We start from the raw sequence: 16,528 nt of genomic DNA on the forward strand, positions 1-16,528 counted from the left end.
CCCCATCCACCCCCCCCCCCCCCCCCCCACCCCCCCCCCCCCCCCTCCTCCCCCCCCCCCCCCCCCCCCCCTCCCCCCCCCCCCCCCCCCCCCCCCCCCCCCCGGCGAGGTTCAGCAGGCGCCGGCGTCACTCCACACGGCCCACGAACCGGGCGCGCCGGGCTCGGCGCCGGTCGAGTACCACGTCGAGGTCCACTTGTGACCGTTGTGGCCCACGACGTCGTTGGGCACGTAGGCCTTCGCGGAGTCCCACTCGCCGATCCCGTCGCAGCCGGTCGGCGGGGTGCCGGTGCCGACGGTGAGCGAGAACTGCGCGGTGTGGTCGGCGTCGGTGCCGTCGCCGGTGACCGTCACCTGGCTGGTGCCCTGCGGCGTGGTCGCCGAGGTGGTGATGGTCAGCGTCGACGTGCCGCCGGACTGGACGCTCGCCGGGCTGAAGGTCGCCTTCGCGCCTTCCGGCAGGCCGGTGGCCTGCAGCGCCACGGTCTGGGCGTTGCCCGAGGTGACCCGGGTGGTCACCGTGGTGGTCGCGGTCTGTCCGGGTTGGACGGACGCGGACGTCGGCGACAGCGTCAGCGAGTAGTCGTTGCCGGCCGGCGGCTGGCCGCTGCAGGTCGGCTCACCGCTGACGGCCGTCACGCTCACGGCGTCCCAAGCGGCCTTGGTGGTGTTGAACTCGGTGCAGCTGCCGGGGAAGAGCGCGATGGCGGCTTCGAGCGTGGCCTTGCGGGCGGCCTTGTGGTTCCAGGAGGAGGTCTTCTTCAGCAGGCCGTTGTAGAAGATCTTGCCGGCCTTCTGGATGCCGATGCCGGTCACGGTGGAGCCGTTGCACGTCGGGCTGGCCGGGGAAGCGTTGCTGCCCTGGGAAAGCAGGTAGAACCAGTGGTTCTGGGGGCCCGCGGCGGCGTGCACCTCGGTGCTCGGGATGGACGCCGAGTAGCAGTTCGGGTCGCCGACCTGGCTCGGGTTGTACATGTAGCGGATCGGGCCCTGGCCGACGAGGTTGACACCCTCGCCGACGGTGAAGTCCGGCCGGTCCACCGGGTTGTTGGCGTAGGCCTCGGTCAGCGCGCCGAAGATGTCGCCGGTGGACTCGTTGAGCCCGCCGTTCTCATTGCCGGAGCCGGCGCCGCCCGGGGTCGTCTGGAAGATCGCGTGTCCGAACTCGTGCCCGACGACGTCCATCGGCGTCGCCTGGCGGCGGTTGTCCTGGGAGTGCCCGAAGTGCGTCGAGGAGCCGTCCCAGTAGGCGTTGACGTCGTTGAGGCCGACGCTCGCGCGGAAGCCGCCGCCGGCGCCGTCGATGCCGTTGCGGCCGAGCCAGTCGCCGAGCATCTTCCACTCGGTCTGGACGCTGTAGAGCGTGTCGACGCAGCCGGTCTCGAGGTCGGTGCCCGAGCCGTTGCCCCAGGTGTTGCTGCTCTTCGTGAAGATCGCGCCGCCCTCACGGCCGCAGGCGATGCCGCGGCGGGCGGGGTCGGTCATCGAGTACGAGCTGCCGGAGCCGGACGTGTCGATCGAGACCTGACCGGCGTAGAAGGAGTTGCCAGTGCCCGCCTCGCGGACGTCGTCGCGCGTGTCGAGGACCTGGCCGGTGGCGCTGTCGACGAAGACGTGCAGCTTGGTCGGCTTGTCGGCCTTGGCGCGCCCGGAGACGACGACCTCGTAGGCGAGCTTCGGGGTGTCCCCGGCCAGCACGACGAGCTTCGGCGCGGTCGTGGTGTCCACTGTGGACACCTGGGCTTCGGCGATCGTGGTGGCCTGCTCGGCTTTGAGCGTGGCCTGAGTGTTCACGGCGATCGGAGCGGTTCTCGCGGCTTCGGTGCCGCGGACGCGCCCGGCGCCGTCGGCGACGACGACCGCGTCCCCGCCGACGACCGGCAGGCCGTGGTAGGTGCGCTGGTAGGAGGCGTAGTAGAGCCCGCCGCCACCCGGGGTGACCCCGGTGCGGACGAACGCCTCCCCGGTGCCCTTGGCGAGCTCGTCGACGCCGCTGAGCGCGGCCTGGTCGGCGGCCCGGGCGGCGAGCGCCTCGGGCGGGGTGGCGGCGGGGGGAACGGAGGCGGCGGCCGGGATCGCCGGCACACCGAACGTCAGGACCAGACCGGCGATCGCCGCCAGCCCTCGTGGGGATCTCATGGGGAACCTTTCCGGGGAACGCGGGGAGTGTGCCCGGAGGAATAACTGCAGTTATTGCGCCGGACGCGTCCGAGTAAAGGTTCCGGTCGCCGGTCGGTCAATGGGCCGAACGGCCCAGTCGCGCTCGTCGAAGATCACGACGATCCGCGCAAATCCCCAGGAAGCGGCCGGTTTGACGACTGGTCTGAACCAATTCACCCGACTTTGGTAGGAAACTTCCCCGACCGGACCGCCGCTCCCCGCAGGTCCGCCGTGTCGACCTCCGGATCACGCGGTTCCGGCGGCCGAGGGCATCACGCGTGATCAGAGGGGCATCACGCGTGATTGAGCAGGCATCACGCGTGATCAGAGGGTCGACACGGCTATGTGTCGGTGCGGGTGGCGGAGTCCAGGCCGCGGCGGTAGGCCTCGATGGCTTCGTCGAGATGACCACGTTGTCGGAGGACGTCGCCGAGGCGCAGGGACGTCGAGACCGCCGCGCCGTGCAGCGAAGCCCGGGTCTGGATGTCCGCCGCCTCGCGCAGCAGCCGGGTCGCGGCCGGGAGGTCGCCCTCGGCCTGGGCGATCTGGCCCCGCAGGCCCGTCGCCTCGCCCAGGGACTCGACGTCGCGGGCCAGGAGTGGCCAGACCTCCGTGACCAGCGACGCGGCTTCGGCGGGCGCGCCCTGCCGGAGCCGGACCTCGGCCAGCTCGACCGTCGCCCCGGCGACACCTTCCTCCGAGCCGATCGCCGCCAGCTGGTCCCGCGCCGACGTCAGCTCCGAACGCGCCTCGTCGAGACGGCCCAGCCGGCGCAGGAGGTACCCGCGCGCCCAGCGACAGCGGGCCGCGTCGCGGTCGAACCCCACGGACGCGAACAGCCGGCACGCCTCCGTCAGGTCGCGCTCGGCCCGGTCGGCGCGGCCGGTCGCCTGCCACACCTGCGACGCCTGCCGGTGGAACCGCGCGACGAAGTCCGGCCGGGTGGCCGCCCGCGCCAGGCGGACGCCGTCGAGCGCCGCGCGCTCGGCCCGGTGCAGGCCGCCCATCTCCATCAGCGGGTGGATCAACGCGCTGAGCAGGCACAGCTCGGCATCGGGGTCGGCCGGCCCCGCGGCCAGCTCCGCCTCGACCCGCGCGACCGCCGCGCCCGCGTCGCCGGCCAGGTACCGGCAGCCGGACCAGCGGTGCACGATCATCGCCCGCAGCCACGGCGGCGCGGCGCCCGCGAGCTCCGACGCGTGCTCCAACGCCGTCTGCGCCCCCTCGACGTCGAACAGCTGCCACTTGACCTCGGCCTGGCAGAACCGCGCGTAACACTCGACGTCGTCGAGGCGGTAACCCGCCGCCTGCTTCGCGACGGACGCGAAGCTCGTCGACGCGGCGGCGACCCGGCCCTGTTCGAGGTCGCGGTACCCCTCGTCCAGCGCGGCCCGCAGCTCGTCGGCGACGCCCGGGGGGCGGCCGAAGCGCAGCTCGTCGACGGTCAGGCCGAGCCGGTCGGCGAGGTAGGCGAGCATCTCCTCCGACGGCGGCCGGCTGCCGGTCTCCACCTTCGCCAGGAAGCCCCGGTCGTACCCGGGCTCGGCCAGCTCGCGCTGCGTCCAGCCGCGCCCGGCGCGCAGCCGCCGGATCCGCGTGCCGAGCGGCTCGGTGGGTGCGCTGGTCATCTCCCCACGGTAGGTCATCGGCGCGGCGAGTGCGGAAACGGACATATTGACGTCCGCGGGCACACCGGGATAGCGTCTTCCGCTAAATAGGAAACTTTCCTAACAAAGTGGAGCCTGATCATGCGCCTGCTTCCCCTCGTGACGGCGGCCGCGCTCGCCGTCCCGCTGGCCGCCGCCCCGGCCGAGGCCGCCACGCCGGCGGAAGTGCGCGTCAACCAAGTCGGTTACGCATTGGGCGAGGCGAAGCACGCGTACCTCCTCGGCGGCACGCAGGGGACGTTCACCGTTGTCGACGAGCGCGGGCACACCGTCCGCCAGGGCCGCACCGGCGCGAGTGTCGGTTCCTGGAACGCCAAGTACGCCAAGGTGTTCGACCTCGACTTGTCCACTGTGGATCGGCCGGGCACCTACCGCGTCAAGGCCGCGGGAGCGACGTCACCGCCGTTCCGGATCGACACCGCGCGCCGCCTCTTCCGCCCGCTCGTCGGCGCCACGACCGAGTTCTTCCAGGCCCAGCGCGACGGCCACGACGTCGTCCCGGGCCGGCTCGACCGCAAGCCGTCGCACCTGGCGGACCGGAAGGGTGCCGTCTACGCCGAGCCGAAGTTCGCCGGGGAAGGCGGCGACGAAATCGTCGAACCGCTGAAGCCGCAGGGCGGCCCGGTGGACGTCGAAGGCGGCTGGGTCGACGCCGGCGACTTCGTGAAGTTCACGTCCAACACGGCGTATTCGCTGGCCGAGCTGGGGGTGGTGCTGCGGGACGACCCCGATCCGGTGCTGGCGAAGGAGGTCCGCTTCGGCCTCGACTGGCTCGACAAGATGTGGGACGGCAAGACCCGGACCCTCTACGCGCAGGTCGGCATCGGCACCGGCAGCGAGGAGTTCGGCTTCCTCGGCGACCACGACGTCTGGCGCGAGCCGCAGGACGACGACGCGCTCGCCGTCAAGCCCGGCGACCCGGGGTACTTCGTCAAGTACCGCCCGGTGTTCCCGGCCACGCCCGCCGGCGCGCCGCTGTCCCCGAACCTCGCCGGCCGCGTCGCCGCCGCGTTCGCGCTCGGCGCGCAGATCCAGGCCCACCGCGACCCGCGCCTGGCGCGGCACTACCTGGCCGAGGCCGCCGCGGTGTTCGCGCAGGCCAAGACGTCGGACGTCGGTGAGCTCGTCACGGCGTTCCCGCACGCCTACTACCCGGAGTCGTCCTGGGAGGACGACCTCGAACTGGGCGCGACGCAGCTCGCGCTCGCCGCGCGCAAGCTGAACGACCCGCGCGCGAACGGCTGGGCCCGCGACGCCGCGAAGTGGGCGAAGACCTACATCGCCGGTGACGACAAGAGCACGTTGAACCTCTACGACACCAGCGCGCTCGCCCACGCCGACCTCGCCGGGCTGCTGCGGACCGGCGTCCCGGGTGCCGCGCTTGGCGTCCGGGAACTGGCCGCGGACCTGCGTCGTCAGCTCGACGCCGGGGTGGAAAGCGCGAAGAAGAGTCCATTTCGGACGGCCGTCGACATCACCGACTTCGACGCCGCCAGCAAGAGCTTCGGCTTCGCCGCGACCGCGCGGCTCTACCAGCGTGTCACCGGCGACACCCGCTACGCCGCGTTCGGGGCGCAACAACGGAACTTCACCCTCGGTGCCAACGCCTGGGGCGTGTCGCTCGTGGTCGGCGTCGGTACGACGTTCCCGCGGTGCCCGCACCACCAGGCCGCGAACCTCGCCGGACCTTCGAAAGTGCTGTACGGCGCGGTCGTCAACGGCCCGAACGGCGCGGACAACTTCGCCGACCTGCCGTTCCCGGCGGGCGCGAAGGAATGCACCCGTCCGTATGAATCCTTCGACGGCCAGGGAAGTCGCTACGCCGACGACCTGAGTTCATGGCCCAGTAACGAGCCCGCCATCGACTTCACCTCCACGGCCCTCTTGGCATTTTCGCTGGCGGGCAGGTCGTAGCATGACGAGGTGAGTGAACAGTCTGAATTCCCCGACGGCCAGTACCCCGAGCGCCCGGTCGAGCGCCAGAAGGGCCCGGTCGTGCTGCGCGGCGACCGCCGTGACCAGGGCAGCACGACCGACCAGCGGCTGCTCGACTCGCGTGGCCCCAGCGACTGGGTGCACACCGACCCGTGGCGCGTGCTGCGGATCCAGGCCGAGTTCGTCGAGGGGTTCGGCGCGCTCGCCGAGGTCCCGCGCGCGGTCACGGTGTTCGGCTCGGCGCGCACCAAGCGCGACCACCCGGAGTACGAGCTCGGCCGCAAGATCGGCGCCGCGCTGGCCAACGCCGGCTTCGCCGTGATGACCGGCGGCGGCCCGGGCGCGATGGAGGCGGTCAACCGCGGCGCGGCCGAGGCCGGCGGCTTCTCCGTCGGGCTCGGGATCGAGCTGCCGTTCGAGCAGGGCCTGAACCCGTGGGTGGACCTCGGCGTCAACTTCCGGTACTTCTTCGCCCGGAAGACGATGTTCATCAAGTATTCGCAGGCCTTCATCTGCCTGCCCGGCGGTTTCGGCACGCTCGACGAGCTGTTCGAGGCGCTGACGCTGGTGCAGACGAAGAAGGTCACGAAGTTCCCGGTGGTGCTGTTCGGCAGCGAGTACTGGGGCGGGCTGTACGACTGGATCGCCAAGACCGTGCAGGCCGAGGGCAAGGTCAGCCCGCACGACCTCGAGCTGCTGCACGTCACCGACGACATCGACGACGCCGTCCGCGTGGTGCAGGAGTCCTACCAGGCGTGGGAGGACACCCACTGATGAACCGGATCTGCGTGTTCTGCGGCTCGTCCATGGGGTTCTCCCCGCGCTACGCCGAGCAGGCCGCGGCACTCGGCAAGCTCCTGGCCCAGCGCGGCATCGGCCTGGTCTACGGCGGCGCGAGCGTCGGCACGATGGGCGTGGTCGCCGACGCGGCGCTGGCCGAGGGCGGCGAGGTGATCGGCGTGATCCCGGAGGCGTTGTCGTCGGTCGAGATCTCGCACGCCGGTCTGTCCGAGCTGCACGTGGTCCGCGACATGCACGAGCGCAAGGCGAAGATGGCGGCGCTGTCCGACGGCTTCCTCGCCCTCCCGGGCGGCGCGGGCACGCTGGAGGAGCTGTTCGAGGTCTGGACGTGGGCCCAGCTGGGCCTGCACGGCAAGCCGATCGGCCTGGTCGACGTCGACGGGTACTACGAGCCGCTGCTCAAGTTCGCCGACCACATGGTGACCGAGGGGTTCGTCAAGGAGGACTACCGCCGCCTGCTGCTGACCGACGCCGACCCGGCGGCGCTGTTGGACCGGTTCGAGAGTTATGAGCCGCCGGCGCCGCCGAAGTGGGCCACGGAGAAGCCGGGCATCTAGTGCCCCAATGTGGCCTTGGTTGCGTCTTGCGCACCGAAGGCCACATTGGGTGCGCCAGACGCACCGAAGGCCACATTGGGGCGCTGTGGACGGGGCTTAGGCGACACCCTCGCTCGGCCGCTTGTGGTAGGTGTCCACGTACTCCTGGCCGGAGATCTCGAGGATCGCGTACATGACCTCGTCGGTGACCGACCGGCGGATCGCCGGTGCGTAGTCCTGGCCTTCGTAGCGGGAGAAGTCCAGCGGCTTGCCGAACGTGATCGAGATCTTGGCCAGGCGCGGGACGCGGGCGCCGTCCGGCTGCAGGTGCTCGGTGCCGGTCAGGGCGACCGGCACCACCTTCGCGCCGGTCGCCAGGGCCAGGGCCGCGACGCCCGTGTGGCCGCGGTGCAGCCGGCCGTCCAGGGAGCGCGTGCCCTCCGGGTAGATCGCGAAGACGCCGCCCGCGTCGAGCACCTTGCGGGCCGCCTCCAGTGCGGCGAGCCCGGCCTGGGCGTTGCCGCGCTCGACCGGGATGTAGCCGAGCCCGCCGACGAACCCGGCCATCAGCTTGCCCTTGAGGCCTTTGCCGGTGAAGTACTCCGCCTTGCCGAGGAACTTGACCTGTCGCGGGGTCGCGAACGTGATCACGCCGGTGTCGAGCGCGGCCCGGTGGTTGGCCGCCAGGAGCACCGGGCCCGTGGTGGGCACGTTCTCCACGCCGTGCACCTCGGGCCGGTACACCGCCCTGGCCAGCGGCCCCAGCACGAACCGGACAAGCAGCGCGATCAAGTGGTCCTCCTCCTCGGGTGCGGTGCCACCAGCATGGCACGATCGTTACTCGTGAGTTGGTTCGAGCGGCGTACGTGGCAGGAGCCCGGTTGGACACCCGACGACATCGTGACCGCGAAGGGTGACCGGACGGTTTCGGTCGTGCTACCGGCGCTGGACGAAGAGCGGACCGTCGGTGACGTCGTCGCGTCCGTGCGGCCGCTGGTCGGCGGGGTCGTCGACGAGCTCGTGGTTGTCGACTCGGGTTCCACGGACCGCACGGTTCCCACCGCCGAGGCCGCCGGCGCGCGGGTCGTCCGGCGTGAGGACGTCCTGCCGGACCTGCCGCCGGTGCCCGGGAAGGGCGAGGTGCTGTGGCGCTCGCTGGCCGCGACCAGCGGGGACATCGTCGTGTTCCTCGACTCCGACCTCGTCGACCCGGACCCGGCGTTCGTGCCGTCGCTGCTCGGCCCGCTGGTCACCGAAAGCGGCGTCCACCTGGTCAAGGGCTTCTACCGTCGTCCGCTGCGGCTGGAGAGCACCGGCGGCGGCCGCGTGACGGAGCTGCTGGCGCGGCCGGTGCTCTCGGCGCTGCGCCCGGCGCTCGGCGGGCTGGTCCAGCCCCTCGGCGGCGAGTACGCGGGCACGCGCGAGTTCCTCGAGTCGGTCCCGTTCGCCGCCGGGTACGGCGTCGAGATCGGGCTGCTGCTCGACGCCGAAGCGCGCTACGGCCTCGACGGGCTGGCGCAGGTCAACCTCGGTGTCCGCAAGCACCGGAACCGCTCGCTCCGGCAGCTGGGCGTGATGTCCCGCCAGATCCTCGGCACCGCGCTGGCCCGCTGCGGCGTCCCGGCCGCGGACGCGCCGCTGACGCAGTTCGTGCAGGTCGACGAGGAGTGGCTGCCCGACGTCACCGACGTCCGGGTCGCGGACCGGCCGCCGATGCGGGAAGTGCTCGCCCGTCCTCGAGGGTGACGACCTGGTCGAAGCCGTCGAGGTGCTCGGGCCGGTGCGTCACGAGGACGACCGTGCCGGCCGCCCGGGCGAGGACCCGCTCGAGGACCGCGTCACCGTGGGCGGGGTCGAGGCCTTCGACCGGCTCGTCGAGCACCAGGACCGGCGGCGCCGCGAGCACCGCGCGGGCCAGGACCAGCCGTTGCCGCTGACCGCCCGAGAGCGCGTCGCCGTCCGGGCCGGTCTCGCGGTCCAGATCGAGGTCGAAGCCGGCGGTCCGGCACGCTTCGGCCAGTTCGTCGTCCGTCGCTTCCGGCTTCGCGACCAGGAGGTTCTCGCGGACGGTCGTGTGGAAGACGTGCGCGCCGGCTTCGGCGCCCGAGATGGTCGACGAGAGGTCGGCGTACTCGCTCAACGGGTGGCCGTCGAGGGTGACCGCGCCGGACGTCGGTGGTTCGAGGCCGAGGAGCAGCCGTAGGAGCGTCGTCTTCCCGGCGCCGCTCGGGCCGAGGATCCCGACGCGCTTGCCCGGGGGCAGGTCGAGCGTGATGTCCGCGAGGGCGGGTGCGCGGCCCGGGTGTCGCACCCCCGCGTTCTCCAGGCGGAAGTGTCCACTTTGGGCAGTCCTCGACCCCGTTTCCGGGCGGGGCGACTCGAGGACGGCTTTCACGCGGGCCGCCGACGCGCGGATCTCGGGGACGCGCCGGGCGGCGCCGATCAGTGGGAGGACCACCTCGAACGTCGTCAGGGCGGCCAAGGTGAGCGCGGCCGTCCACGGCACCGAGGCGTCGCAGAGCAGCGCGACGGCGACCGTGGTGACCAGCTGGACCAGCACCCCGGTGGCGCCGAGCAGGGCGGTCTTGGCCGACGTCGTCCGCTCGCTCGCGGCGAGGTCGTCGACCACCCGGGTGGCGCGGTCGCGGTGCTCGTCGAGCGCACCGGCGGCGACCAGCTCACGATGGCCGGTGACCAGCTCGACGGCGCGTTCGGCCAGCTCAGCGCGTTTCGGAGCGCACTCGGCGGCATCGCGCGCCGTGATCCGGGCGACCAGCCAGGGCAGGAGGACCCCGGCGAGCAGCAGCCCGGCGGCGAGCGCGAGAGCGGCCCCGGGCGACGCGGTGGCGACCACCCCGACGGCGGCCGTCCCGACGATCGCCGCGACAGCCGCGGGCAGCCCCCACCGCAGCACGGCGTCCTGCAGTGCGTCCACATCGGACACGAGCCGGGTGACGAGGTCACCGCCGGAGTACCGGGTCCCGGGCGCGATGGCCTGGTAGACGCGGGTGCGGAGCTCCCCGAGCCAGCGCAGGACGACCTCGTGGCCGGCGAGCCGTTCGGCGTACCGCAGGCCGCCGCGGAGGAGCGCGAGCGTCCGGACGGCGACGATGGCCACCGTGAGCGCCGCCAGCGGCGGCCGTTCGGCGGCGCGCAGGAGCAGCCACGCGGCGGTGGCCATGAGGGCCAGGGCGGCGAGTTCCGCGCCGGCGCCGAGGAGAGCGGCGCGCAGGAGGCGGAGAGCGTCTTTCCTCGAAACAGCCCAGAAGTTCACGCCGCCACCTCCGCGGCGATCCGGCCGTCGCGCAGCTCCACGACCCGGTCCGCCAACGTCATGAGCGCAGGCCGGTGGGCGACCAGCACGGCCGTCCGGTCCGGCAACAACCGCCGGGTCGCCGACAGCACCGCCGCTTCCGTGCGGGAGTCCAGCCGGGCCGTCGGCTCGTCCAGCAGCACCAAGCCCGACGAAGTGCGGGCCAGCGCCCGTGCCAGCCCCACCCGCTGTCGCTGACCGGCCGACAACCCTTCGTCCACCTCGGTGGCGAAACCCTCGGGCAAGCCGGAGGCCACGGAGTTCAGCGCCGCCGCCCGGGCCGCACCGGCAACGTCGGCGGACGGCAGCCCCAGCGCGATGTTCGACGCCAGTGAGCCCCGGAACAACGTCGGCCGCTGCGGCACCCAGGCGATCTCGGCCAGCCAGGCCGCGGGGGACAGGGACCGCAGGTCCACGTCGTCGACCAGGACCCGGCCGGACGTCGGCGCCACGAACCCCAGCAGCACCGCGAGCAACGTGCTCTTCCCGGACCCGCTCGGCCCCACCAGGGCCACCCGTGACCCGGCGGGCACCGACAAGTCCACTTCGGACAGTGCAGGAACGCCGTGGTAGGAGACCGAAACCCGCTCCAACACCAGCGAAGGCGCGCCTCGACGTCGGCACCGCGTCCCCGAGCGCGAAGAAACCACCGGCACGGCGAGCGCCTCCCGCAACGCCGTGAGCCCCTCGGCCGCCGCGTGGAACTTCGTGCCCGCCGCGCGCAGGGGCAGGTACGCCTCGGGCGCCAGGAGGAGCACCAGCAGACCGGTCCGCGCGTCCAAGTCCCCGGCCAGCAGCCGGAACCCGATCGGCACCGCCACCAGCGCCACCGACAGCGTCGCGACCAGTTCCAGCACCAGGGCCGACAGGAAGGCCACCCGCAGTGTCTTCAGCGTCGCGTCCGCGTGGGCGGCTGCCATCGCCCGGACCGTCGAAGCCTGCGCGGAGGCCCGGCCGAACACCTTCAGCGTGCCGAGCCCGCGCACGACGTCGAGGAAGTGCCCGCCCAGCTTCGTCAGCAGCCCCCACTGCCGCGCGGTCCGCGCCGCCGTGTGCTTGCCGACGAGGATCGCGAACACCGGGATCAGCGGCAGCGTCACCGTGACGACCAGCGCCGACACCAGGTCGGTCGTGAAGAGCCGCACGATCACCGCGACCGGCACCACCACCGACACGACCAGCGACGGCAGGTACCCGGTCAGGTAGCTGTCGGTCGTGTCGACCCCGCGTGTCACCTGCGTCGCGACAACCCCGGCGCGGTCGGACGCCGAGCCGAGCAGCCGCCGGCGCAGGCCGCCGCGGACCGCGGCCGCGAACCGTCCACTGAGGACGCCGTGCGCGCAGGACAGGCCGGCCCGGGCGCCCAGCGCCAGCACCAGGCCGACCGAAACGCCACCGCCGGTCAGCAGGGTCGCCAGTCCTTCGGCCTGGACCAGCACCGCCACCGCGGTGAGCACTCCGAGCGCGGTCAGCACGGCCAGGTACCGCCGGAGTCCGGGAAGAGCAGGCACGCCGTCCCCCTAGAAGTGCAGCAGCGAGCGCTGGTCGAGGGGGCGCCGGTGCGCGCGCCAGGTCAGCCACTGCACCACGAGCAGCAGGAGCACCGCCGGCGGGGCGAACCAGCCCAGCACCGCGAGCGTCTCCGGCGCGGTGGCCGCCTGGCCGGCGGTCATCGTGTAGCCCGCAGACGTCAGCACGGTGGGGAAGCGCAGCGTGCCGGCGAGCAGCGCGGGGCAGGCCGAAAGCACCATCGAGCCGACCAGCGCGAGCCGGTGCCGCCGCACCGCCAGCCCCAGCCTCGCGACGCCGAAAGCGGCGAAGGCGAGTGCGGCCACCGCGATGCCGAGAGCGGTGACGCCGTCGAGCGCGAAGGCGCCCCAGACCGCGGCGATCACGAGGAAGGCCAGCACCGGCGCCGAAAACGCGCGGGCCAGCCGCACCGCGCGGCCGGTCAGCTCGGCCGGCGCCCGGACGGCGAGGAACAGCGCCCCCTGCAGGCAGAACAACGCGACGAACCCGAGGCCCCACAGCACGGCGTAGGGGGTGAACAGCGCCAGGACGTCCCCGGACGGGGAGCCGTCACCCTGCAGCGGCAGCCCGAGCACCAGGTTCCCGAGGAACAGCCCCCACGACAACGCCGTCACCAGCGCGCCGCCGACGATGCCCGCGGTCCAGGCGCCGCGCCGCGCGTCCGGGCGGCGGCTGCGCAGCTGCATCGACGCGGTGAACGTCACCAGGCCGAGCAGCAGCGTCACGACCAGGACGTACGCCCCGGCGAACACCTTGCCCTCCAGGTGCGGGAACGCGCCGAAGAGCAGGCCCACCGCGGCCACCAGCCACACCTCGTTGGCCAGGAAGAACGGCCCGAGCGCGCCGAGCGTCTGCCGCCGCCGCCGTTCCCCGGACTCGAACCCGGGCAGGAGCATCCCGACGCCGTAGTCGTACCCAGCCAGCGCGAAGTAGCCGCAGGTCAGCAGCCCCAGCACACACCACCAGACGGTCACCATCGGTCAGACTCCGCTCAGGACGGGCAGTTCGGCGGCGGGCTCGTCGACCGGCTCCGGGCCGCGCTTGGCGACGCGCGCCATCAGCACCCAGTCGGCGACCGCGAGCGCGGCGAACAGCAGTGAGAAAGCGATGAAGGAGAACAGGATCTGGCCGGCGGGCACGTCCGCGATCGCGTCGGCGGTGCGCAGCTTCCCCCAGACCAGCCACGGCTGACGGCCGAGCTCGCGCACCAGCCAGCCCATGATCGCCGCGAGGAACGGCAGCGGGATCGCCGCGACCATCAGGTAGTGCAGGAACCGCGCCTTCGTGAGCCAGTTCCGGAACAGGAGCAGGGCGCCGAGGACCGCGCAGGCGAACATCAGGAACCCGAGCCCGATCATCGCGCCCAGCGGCAGCCCGACCGTGCTTTCGTCGAGCTTGTCCGGCTGGTACACCTTCAGCTCGCCGAACTGCGCGAAGCCCTGGTTGACGACGAACACCGAGCCGACCAGCGCCGTCACGACGCCGATCCGCATCGACCGCCGGAAGAACTCGACCTCGGTGGTGCGCTTGAGGAAGTGCCACGCGCTGACGCCGACGACGAAGAACCCGCCGGTCACCAGCGCGGCGCTGAGCACGTGCGGCAGCGACGCGACCAGCGCCGGGTTCGAGAACAGCGCCCCGAAGTCGTCGAGGTGCAGGGTGCCGCCTTCGAGCCGGCTGCCGACCGGGTTCTGCAGGAACGAGTTGGCCAGCATGATGAACAGCGCCGACGCGTACGCGGTCAGCGTGACCAGCCAGAGCAGCGTCAGGTGCAGCCACTTGTTCATCCGCCCGAAGCCGAAGATCCACAGGCCGAGGAACGTCGACTCGAGGAAGAACGCGACGAGCGTCTCGATGGCCAGCGGCGCGCCGAAGACGTCACCGGCGAAGGTGGACAGTCCGGTCCAGGTCAGCCCGAACTGGAACTCCATCACGATGCCGGTGACGATCCCCAGCGCGTAGTTGATGACGTAGAGGCGGCCCCAGAAGCGCGTCATCCGCAGCAGCTCGGGCTTGCCGCCGAGCGTCCAGCGTGTCTGCATCACGGCCACCAGCGTGACCAACCCCAGCGTGAGCAGCACAAAGAGAAAGTGGAACGAAGTCGTCGTCGCGAACTGGAGTCTCGCGACCGGGAGTGCGTTCATGTAGTCAGGCTACACATAGTCTAGCTACATGTAGCAAGGCGACGTGTAGACTGCGTACCCATGAAGGCGGACACCTTGCGCGGGCACCTCGACGCCCTGCTGCTCGCGGTGCTCGACGGCCGCAAACTGCACGGCTACGCGATCATCGAGGCCCTGCAGCTGCGCAGCGGCGGCGCGCTCGACCTGCCGACCGGCACCGTCTACCCGGCGCTGCGCCGGCTCGAACGGGCCGGCTGGCTCACCAGCGAATGGGACGTCGTGTCCGGCCGCAAGCGCCGCACCTACCACCTCACGCGCTCGGGCGAACAGGCCCTGGCCGCCGAGCGCACCGAGTGGCGGGAGTTCACCACGGTCATCGGGGGAGTGCTGGGCACATGATCGACGAGTACCTGGGAGAGCTGGACCGCCGACTGCACGGCTGCGGCAAGTTCAAGGCCGACCTGCTGGGCGAAGCTCGCGACGGCCTGCACGACGCCGCCGACGCCTACCGCGCGGGCGGCTGGAGCGATGAGGACGCCGAGCGCCGCGCGGTCGCCGACTTCGGCCCGGCGGCCGTCGTCGCCCGCGACTACCAGGCCGAGCTCGGCATGCTCAGCGGCGTCCGGACGCTGTGGAAGCTCGTGGTCGGCGTCCCGCTGATGCAGGTCGCCTGGGACTACGCCCGGATCCTCACCTTCGGCGAGTGGACGAAGATCTCCACCCCGACACCCGAGTGGTACAAGGTCGTCACGCACGCCGCCCACGGCGCGGTGTTCGTCGTGCCGGTGATCGGCGTGCTCGCCCTGCTCGGCATCCGCCGGCTGAGCCGCCGCGTGAGCGGCGCCGGGCTCGCCCGGTTCAGCGGGGTCCTCATCGCGCTCGCCGTCGGCGTCAACCTCGGCTCGGTCGGGCTGCTGATCGGCGCGACCGGGTTCGTCGACGTCTCCCGGCTGTTCCTGAGCGTCCCGTGCGTCCTGTTGATGGTCGCCTGGGTGCTGCTTTCGTTCCGGCTCGTCGTGCTCGCGAGACGTTCCTGGGGCGGGTATGCCACGATCGTCGCGTGACGACCGCGCTGATCTACCTCGTAGTCATGCTGCTGGTGGCCGCCGTGGTGTTCCTGCTCGCCGCGGTGGTCTTCGGCCGGGGTGAGGAGCTGGCCCCGCTGCCGCCGGGCAGCTCGCCGACGCGGCTGCCCGCGGAGGACATCACCGGGGAGGACCTGAACGAGGTCCGCTTCCAGCTGGTGCTGCGCGGCTACAAGATGTCCGAAGTGGACTGGGTGATGCGGCGCCTCGGCGTCGAGCTCGACGAGCTGCGCGCCCGGGTCGCCGAGCTGGAGCAGCGCGAGCAAGAGCGGGAGAGCTCGCCCGAGGCCGCCCAGTGACCGATCTGGTCCTCTCGGTCGACGTCCGCGCCCCGGCCGGGACGACCTGGCTCGCGCTGACGGACTGGACCCGCCAGAGCGAGTGGATGCTCGGCACCGACGTCGAGGTGGTCGAGGGCAACGGCCGCAGTGTCGGGTCGCGGCTCGCGGCGTTCACCGGGGTGGCCGGCATCGGCTTCACGGACAAGATGGAGATCACGACCTGGGAGCCGCCGGTGCGGTGCGCGGTCCGGCACCTCGGCAGCGTCGTGCAGGGCACGGGCGTGTTCCAGGTGGTGCCCAAGGGCGCGCAACGCTCGACGTTCGTCTGGGCCGAGCACCTGCGGCTGCCGTTCGGGCCGCTGGGCCGGCTCGGCTGGCCGGTCGTGCGGCCGGCGTTCGCGCTGGGGGTGCGCCAGTCGCTGCGGCGGTTCGCGCGGTTCGCGGAGGACTATTCGGTGGGTGGGGATGAGTGAGCTTCTCGGCGCCGACGGCGTCGCGCGGTGCTCCTGGGGCAATTCGACCCCGGACTACGTGGACTACCACGACAAGGAGTGGGGCACCCCGCTCCACGGCCAGGACGAGCTGTACGAGCGGCTGTGCCTCGAGTCGTTCCAGTCGGGGCTTTCGTGGATCACGATCCTGCGCAAGCGCGAAGGCTTCCGGAAGGCGTTCAAGCGGTTCAAGCCGGCGAAGGTGGCGAAGTTCGGCGACGCCGACGTCGAGCGGCTGATGCAGGACACGTCGATCGTGCGGAACCGGGCGAAGATCCTGGCGGCGATCAACAACGCGAAGGCGATCGCTGTGTTGGACGAGCCGCTGGACGACCTGCTGTGGTCGTTCGCGCCCGCGTCGCACGAGCGGCCCGCGACCATGGCGGACGTCCCGGCGATCACCGACGAGTCCAAGGCGATGGCCAAGGAGCTGAAGAAGCGCGGCTTCGTGTTCCTGGGCCCGACGACCTGCTACGCGCTGATGCAGGCGACCGGCATGGTCGACGACCACGTCGCGGGCTGCTTCCGGGCCTGGGGGGGGGGGGGGGGGGGGGGGGACCAGCGGCCCACGCTACCGACCACCACCTCTGCCAGAAACGCGGTTTG

Annotated in this window: 15 protein-coding genes and 1 pseudogene; 9 read left to right on the top strand and 7 right to left on the bottom strand. The window is 72.2% G+C overall.

Annotated features, from left to right (window positions below):
- Positions 1-111: 111 nt before the first annotated feature.
- The gene (locus ACZ61C_RS21575) at positions 112-2,139 is read right to left on the bottom strand and encodes a M4 family metallopeptidase (protein WP_465309303.1); all 2,028 of its coding nucleotides are present in this window, start codon (positions 2,137-2,139) and stop codon (positions 112-114) included.
- Between the two features lie 362 nt (positions 2,140-2,501).
- Positions 2,502-3,788 (bottom strand): helix-turn-helix domain-containing protein, encoded by a 1,287-nt coding sequence (locus ACZ61C_RS21580; RefSeq protein WP_465309305.1) that lies wholly within the window; start codon positions 3,786-3,788, stop codon positions 2,502-2,504.
- 120 nt (positions 3,789-3,908) lie between these two features.
- Between ACZ61C_RS21580 and ACZ61C_RS21585 the strand changes: the two genes are divergently transcribed.
- From ACZ61C_RS21585 to ACZ61C_RS21595, 3 genes are read left to right on the top strand one after another with little or no spacing between them, the layout of a single operon-like run.
- A complete protein-coding gene (locus tag ACZ61C_RS21585; RefSeq protein ID WP_465309307.1) occupies positions 3,909-5,741 on the top strand; it encodes a glycoside hydrolase family 9 protein in 1,833 nt (610 codons plus the stop codon).
- 9 nt (positions 5,742-5,750) lie between these two features.
- A complete protein-coding gene (locus ACZ61C_RS21590) occupies positions 5,751-6,536 on the top strand; it encodes an LOG family protein (RefSeq protein WP_465309309.1) in 786 nt (261 codons plus the stop codon).
- Positions 6,536-7,120 carry an LOG family protein gene (locus ACZ61C_RS21595; RefSeq protein ID WP_465309311.1) on the top strand — a complete coding sequence of 195 codons (585 nt, stop codon included), beginning with the start codon at positions 6,536-6,538 and terminating at the stop codon, positions 7,118-7,120. The genes ACZ61C_RS21590 and ACZ61C_RS21595 overlap by 1 nt, the downstream gene beginning before the upstream one ends.
- 96 nt (positions 7,121-7,216) lie before the next feature.
- On the opposite strand, the gene ACZ61C_RS21600 is transcribed toward ACZ61C_RS21595, so the two are convergent.
- Positions 7,217-7,891: a lysophospholipid acyltransferase family protein gene (locus tag ACZ61C_RS21600; protein WP_465309313.1), complete on the bottom strand. Its 675-nt coding sequence runs from the start codon at positions 7,889-7,891 to the stop codon at positions 7,217-7,219.
- 51 nt (positions 7,892-7,942) lie between these two features.
- Here ACZ61C_RS21600 and ACZ61C_RS21605 point away from each other — a divergent pair, with 51 nt between their 5' ends.
- Positions 7,943-8,845, top strand: coding sequence for a glucosyl-3-phosphoglycerate synthase (locus tag ACZ61C_RS21605; RefSeq protein ID WP_465309315.1), 903 nt, complete (start codon positions 7,943-7,945; stop codon positions 8,843-8,845).
- Here the strand turns inward: ACZ61C_RS21605 and cydC are convergent.
- The 4 genes from cydC to ACZ61C_RS21625 are packed head-to-tail and all read right to left on the bottom strand — an operon-like array spanning position 8,781 to position 14,086.
- A complete protein-coding gene (cydC, locus tag ACZ61C_RS21610; RefSeq protein WP_465309317.1) occupies positions 8,781-10,373 on the bottom strand; it encodes a thiol reductant ABC exporter subunit CydC in 1,593 nt (530 codons plus the stop codon). The two genes, ACZ61C_RS21605 and cydC, sit on opposite strands and share 65 nt — an antisense overlap.
- Positions 10,370-11,923: a thiol reductant ABC exporter subunit CydD gene (gene cydD / locus ACZ61C_RS21615; RefSeq protein ID WP_465309319.1), complete on the bottom strand. Its 1,554-nt coding sequence runs from the start codon at positions 11,921-11,923 to the stop codon at positions 10,370-10,372. Before cydD ends, cydC begins: the two co-directional genes overlap by 4 nt.
- 9 nt (positions 11,924-11,932) lie before the next feature.
- Positions 11,933-12,919 (bottom strand): cytochrome d ubiquinol oxidase subunit II, encoded by a 987-nt coding sequence (cydB, locus tag ACZ61C_RS21620; RefSeq protein ID WP_465309321.1) that lies wholly within the window; start codon positions 12,917-12,919, stop codon positions 11,933-11,935.
- 3 nt (positions 12,920-12,922) lie between these two features.
- The gene (locus ACZ61C_RS21625; protein WP_465309323.1) at positions 12,923-14,086 is read right to left on the bottom strand and encodes a cytochrome ubiquinol oxidase subunit I; all 1,164 of its coding nucleotides are present in this window, start codon (positions 14,084-14,086) and stop codon (positions 12,923-12,925) included.
- Positions 14,087-14,146: 60 nt separating this feature from the next.
- Here ACZ61C_RS21625 and ACZ61C_RS21630 point away from each other — a divergent pair, with 60 nt between their 5' ends.
- The 5 genes and pseudogenes from ACZ61C_RS21630 to ACZ61C_RS21650 all read left to right on the top strand — a co-directional run.
- On the top strand, positions 14,147-14,464 hold the full coding sequence (locus ACZ61C_RS21630; protein WP_465309325.1) for a helix-turn-helix transcriptional regulator: 318 nt from the start codon (positions 14,147-14,149) through the stop codon (positions 14,462-14,464).
- Positions 14,461-15,129, top strand: coding sequence for a permease prefix domain 1-containing protein (locus ACZ61C_RS21635; RefSeq protein ID WP_465309327.1), 669 nt, complete (start codon positions 14,461-14,463; stop codon positions 15,127-15,129). Before ACZ61C_RS21630 ends, ACZ61C_RS21635 begins: the two co-directional genes overlap by 4 nt.
- Positions 15,126-15,449 carry a DivIVA domain-containing protein gene (locus tag ACZ61C_RS21640; protein WP_465309329.1) on the top strand — a complete coding sequence of 108 codons (324 nt, stop codon included), beginning with the start codon at positions 15,126-15,128 and terminating at the stop codon, positions 15,447-15,449. The genes ACZ61C_RS21635 and ACZ61C_RS21640 overlap by 4 nt, the downstream gene beginning before the upstream one ends.
- Positions 15,446-15,904 (top strand): SRPBCC family protein, encoded by a 459-nt coding sequence (locus ACZ61C_RS21645; protein WP_465309331.1) that lies wholly within the window; start codon positions 15,446-15,448, stop codon positions 15,902-15,904. Before ACZ61C_RS21640 ends, ACZ61C_RS21645 begins: the two co-directional genes overlap by 4 nt.
- Positions 15,897-16,454: pseudogene (locus tag ACZ61C_RS21650) on the top strand (DNA-3-methyladenine glycosylase I); the annotation flags it as partial. The gene ACZ61C_RS21645 and the pseudogene ACZ61C_RS21650, both read left to right, overlap by 8 nt.
- Positions 16,455-16,528: the final 74 nt, after the last annotated feature.

The organism is Amycolatopsis sp. NPDC104587 (genome assembly GCF_055583645.1).

What these genes read in the sequence shown, in the direction of transcription:
- ACZ61C_RS21585 (WP_465309307.1), top strand. Translation starts at nt 3,909, where the DNA reads ATGCGCCTGCTTCCCCTCGTGACGGCGGCCGCGCTCGCCGTCCCGCTG.
- ACZ61C_RS21595 (WP_465309311.1), top strand. Translation starts at nt 6,536, where the DNA reads ATGAACCGGATCTGCGTGTTCTGCGGCTCGTCCATGGGGTTCTCCCCG.
- ACZ61C_RS21625 (WP_465309323.1), bottom strand. Translation starts at nt 14,086, where the DNA reads ATGAACGCACTCCCGGTCGCGAGACTCCAGTTCGCGACGACGACTTCG.
- ACZ61C_RS21575 (WP_465309303.1), bottom strand. Translation starts at nt 2,139, where the DNA reads ATGAGATCCCCACGAGGGCTGGCGGCGATCGCCGGTCTGGTCCTGACG.
- ACZ61C_RS21635 (WP_465309327.1), top strand. Translation starts at nt 14,461, where the DNA reads ATGATCGACGAGTACCTGGGAGAGCTGGACCGCCGACTGCACGGCTGC.
- ACZ61C_RS21630 (WP_465309325.1), top strand. Translation starts at nt 14,147, where the DNA reads ATGAAGGCGGACACCTTGCGCGGGCACCTCGACGCCCTGCTGCTCGCG.
- ACZ61C_RS21580 (WP_465309305.1), bottom strand. Translation starts at nt 3,788, where the DNA reads ATGACCAGCGCACCCACCGAGCCGCTCGGCACGCGGATCCGGCGGCTG.
- cydB (WP_465309321.1), bottom strand. Translation starts at nt 12,919, where the DNA reads ATGGTGACCGTCTGGTGGTGTGTGCTGGGGCTGCTGACCTGCGGCTAC.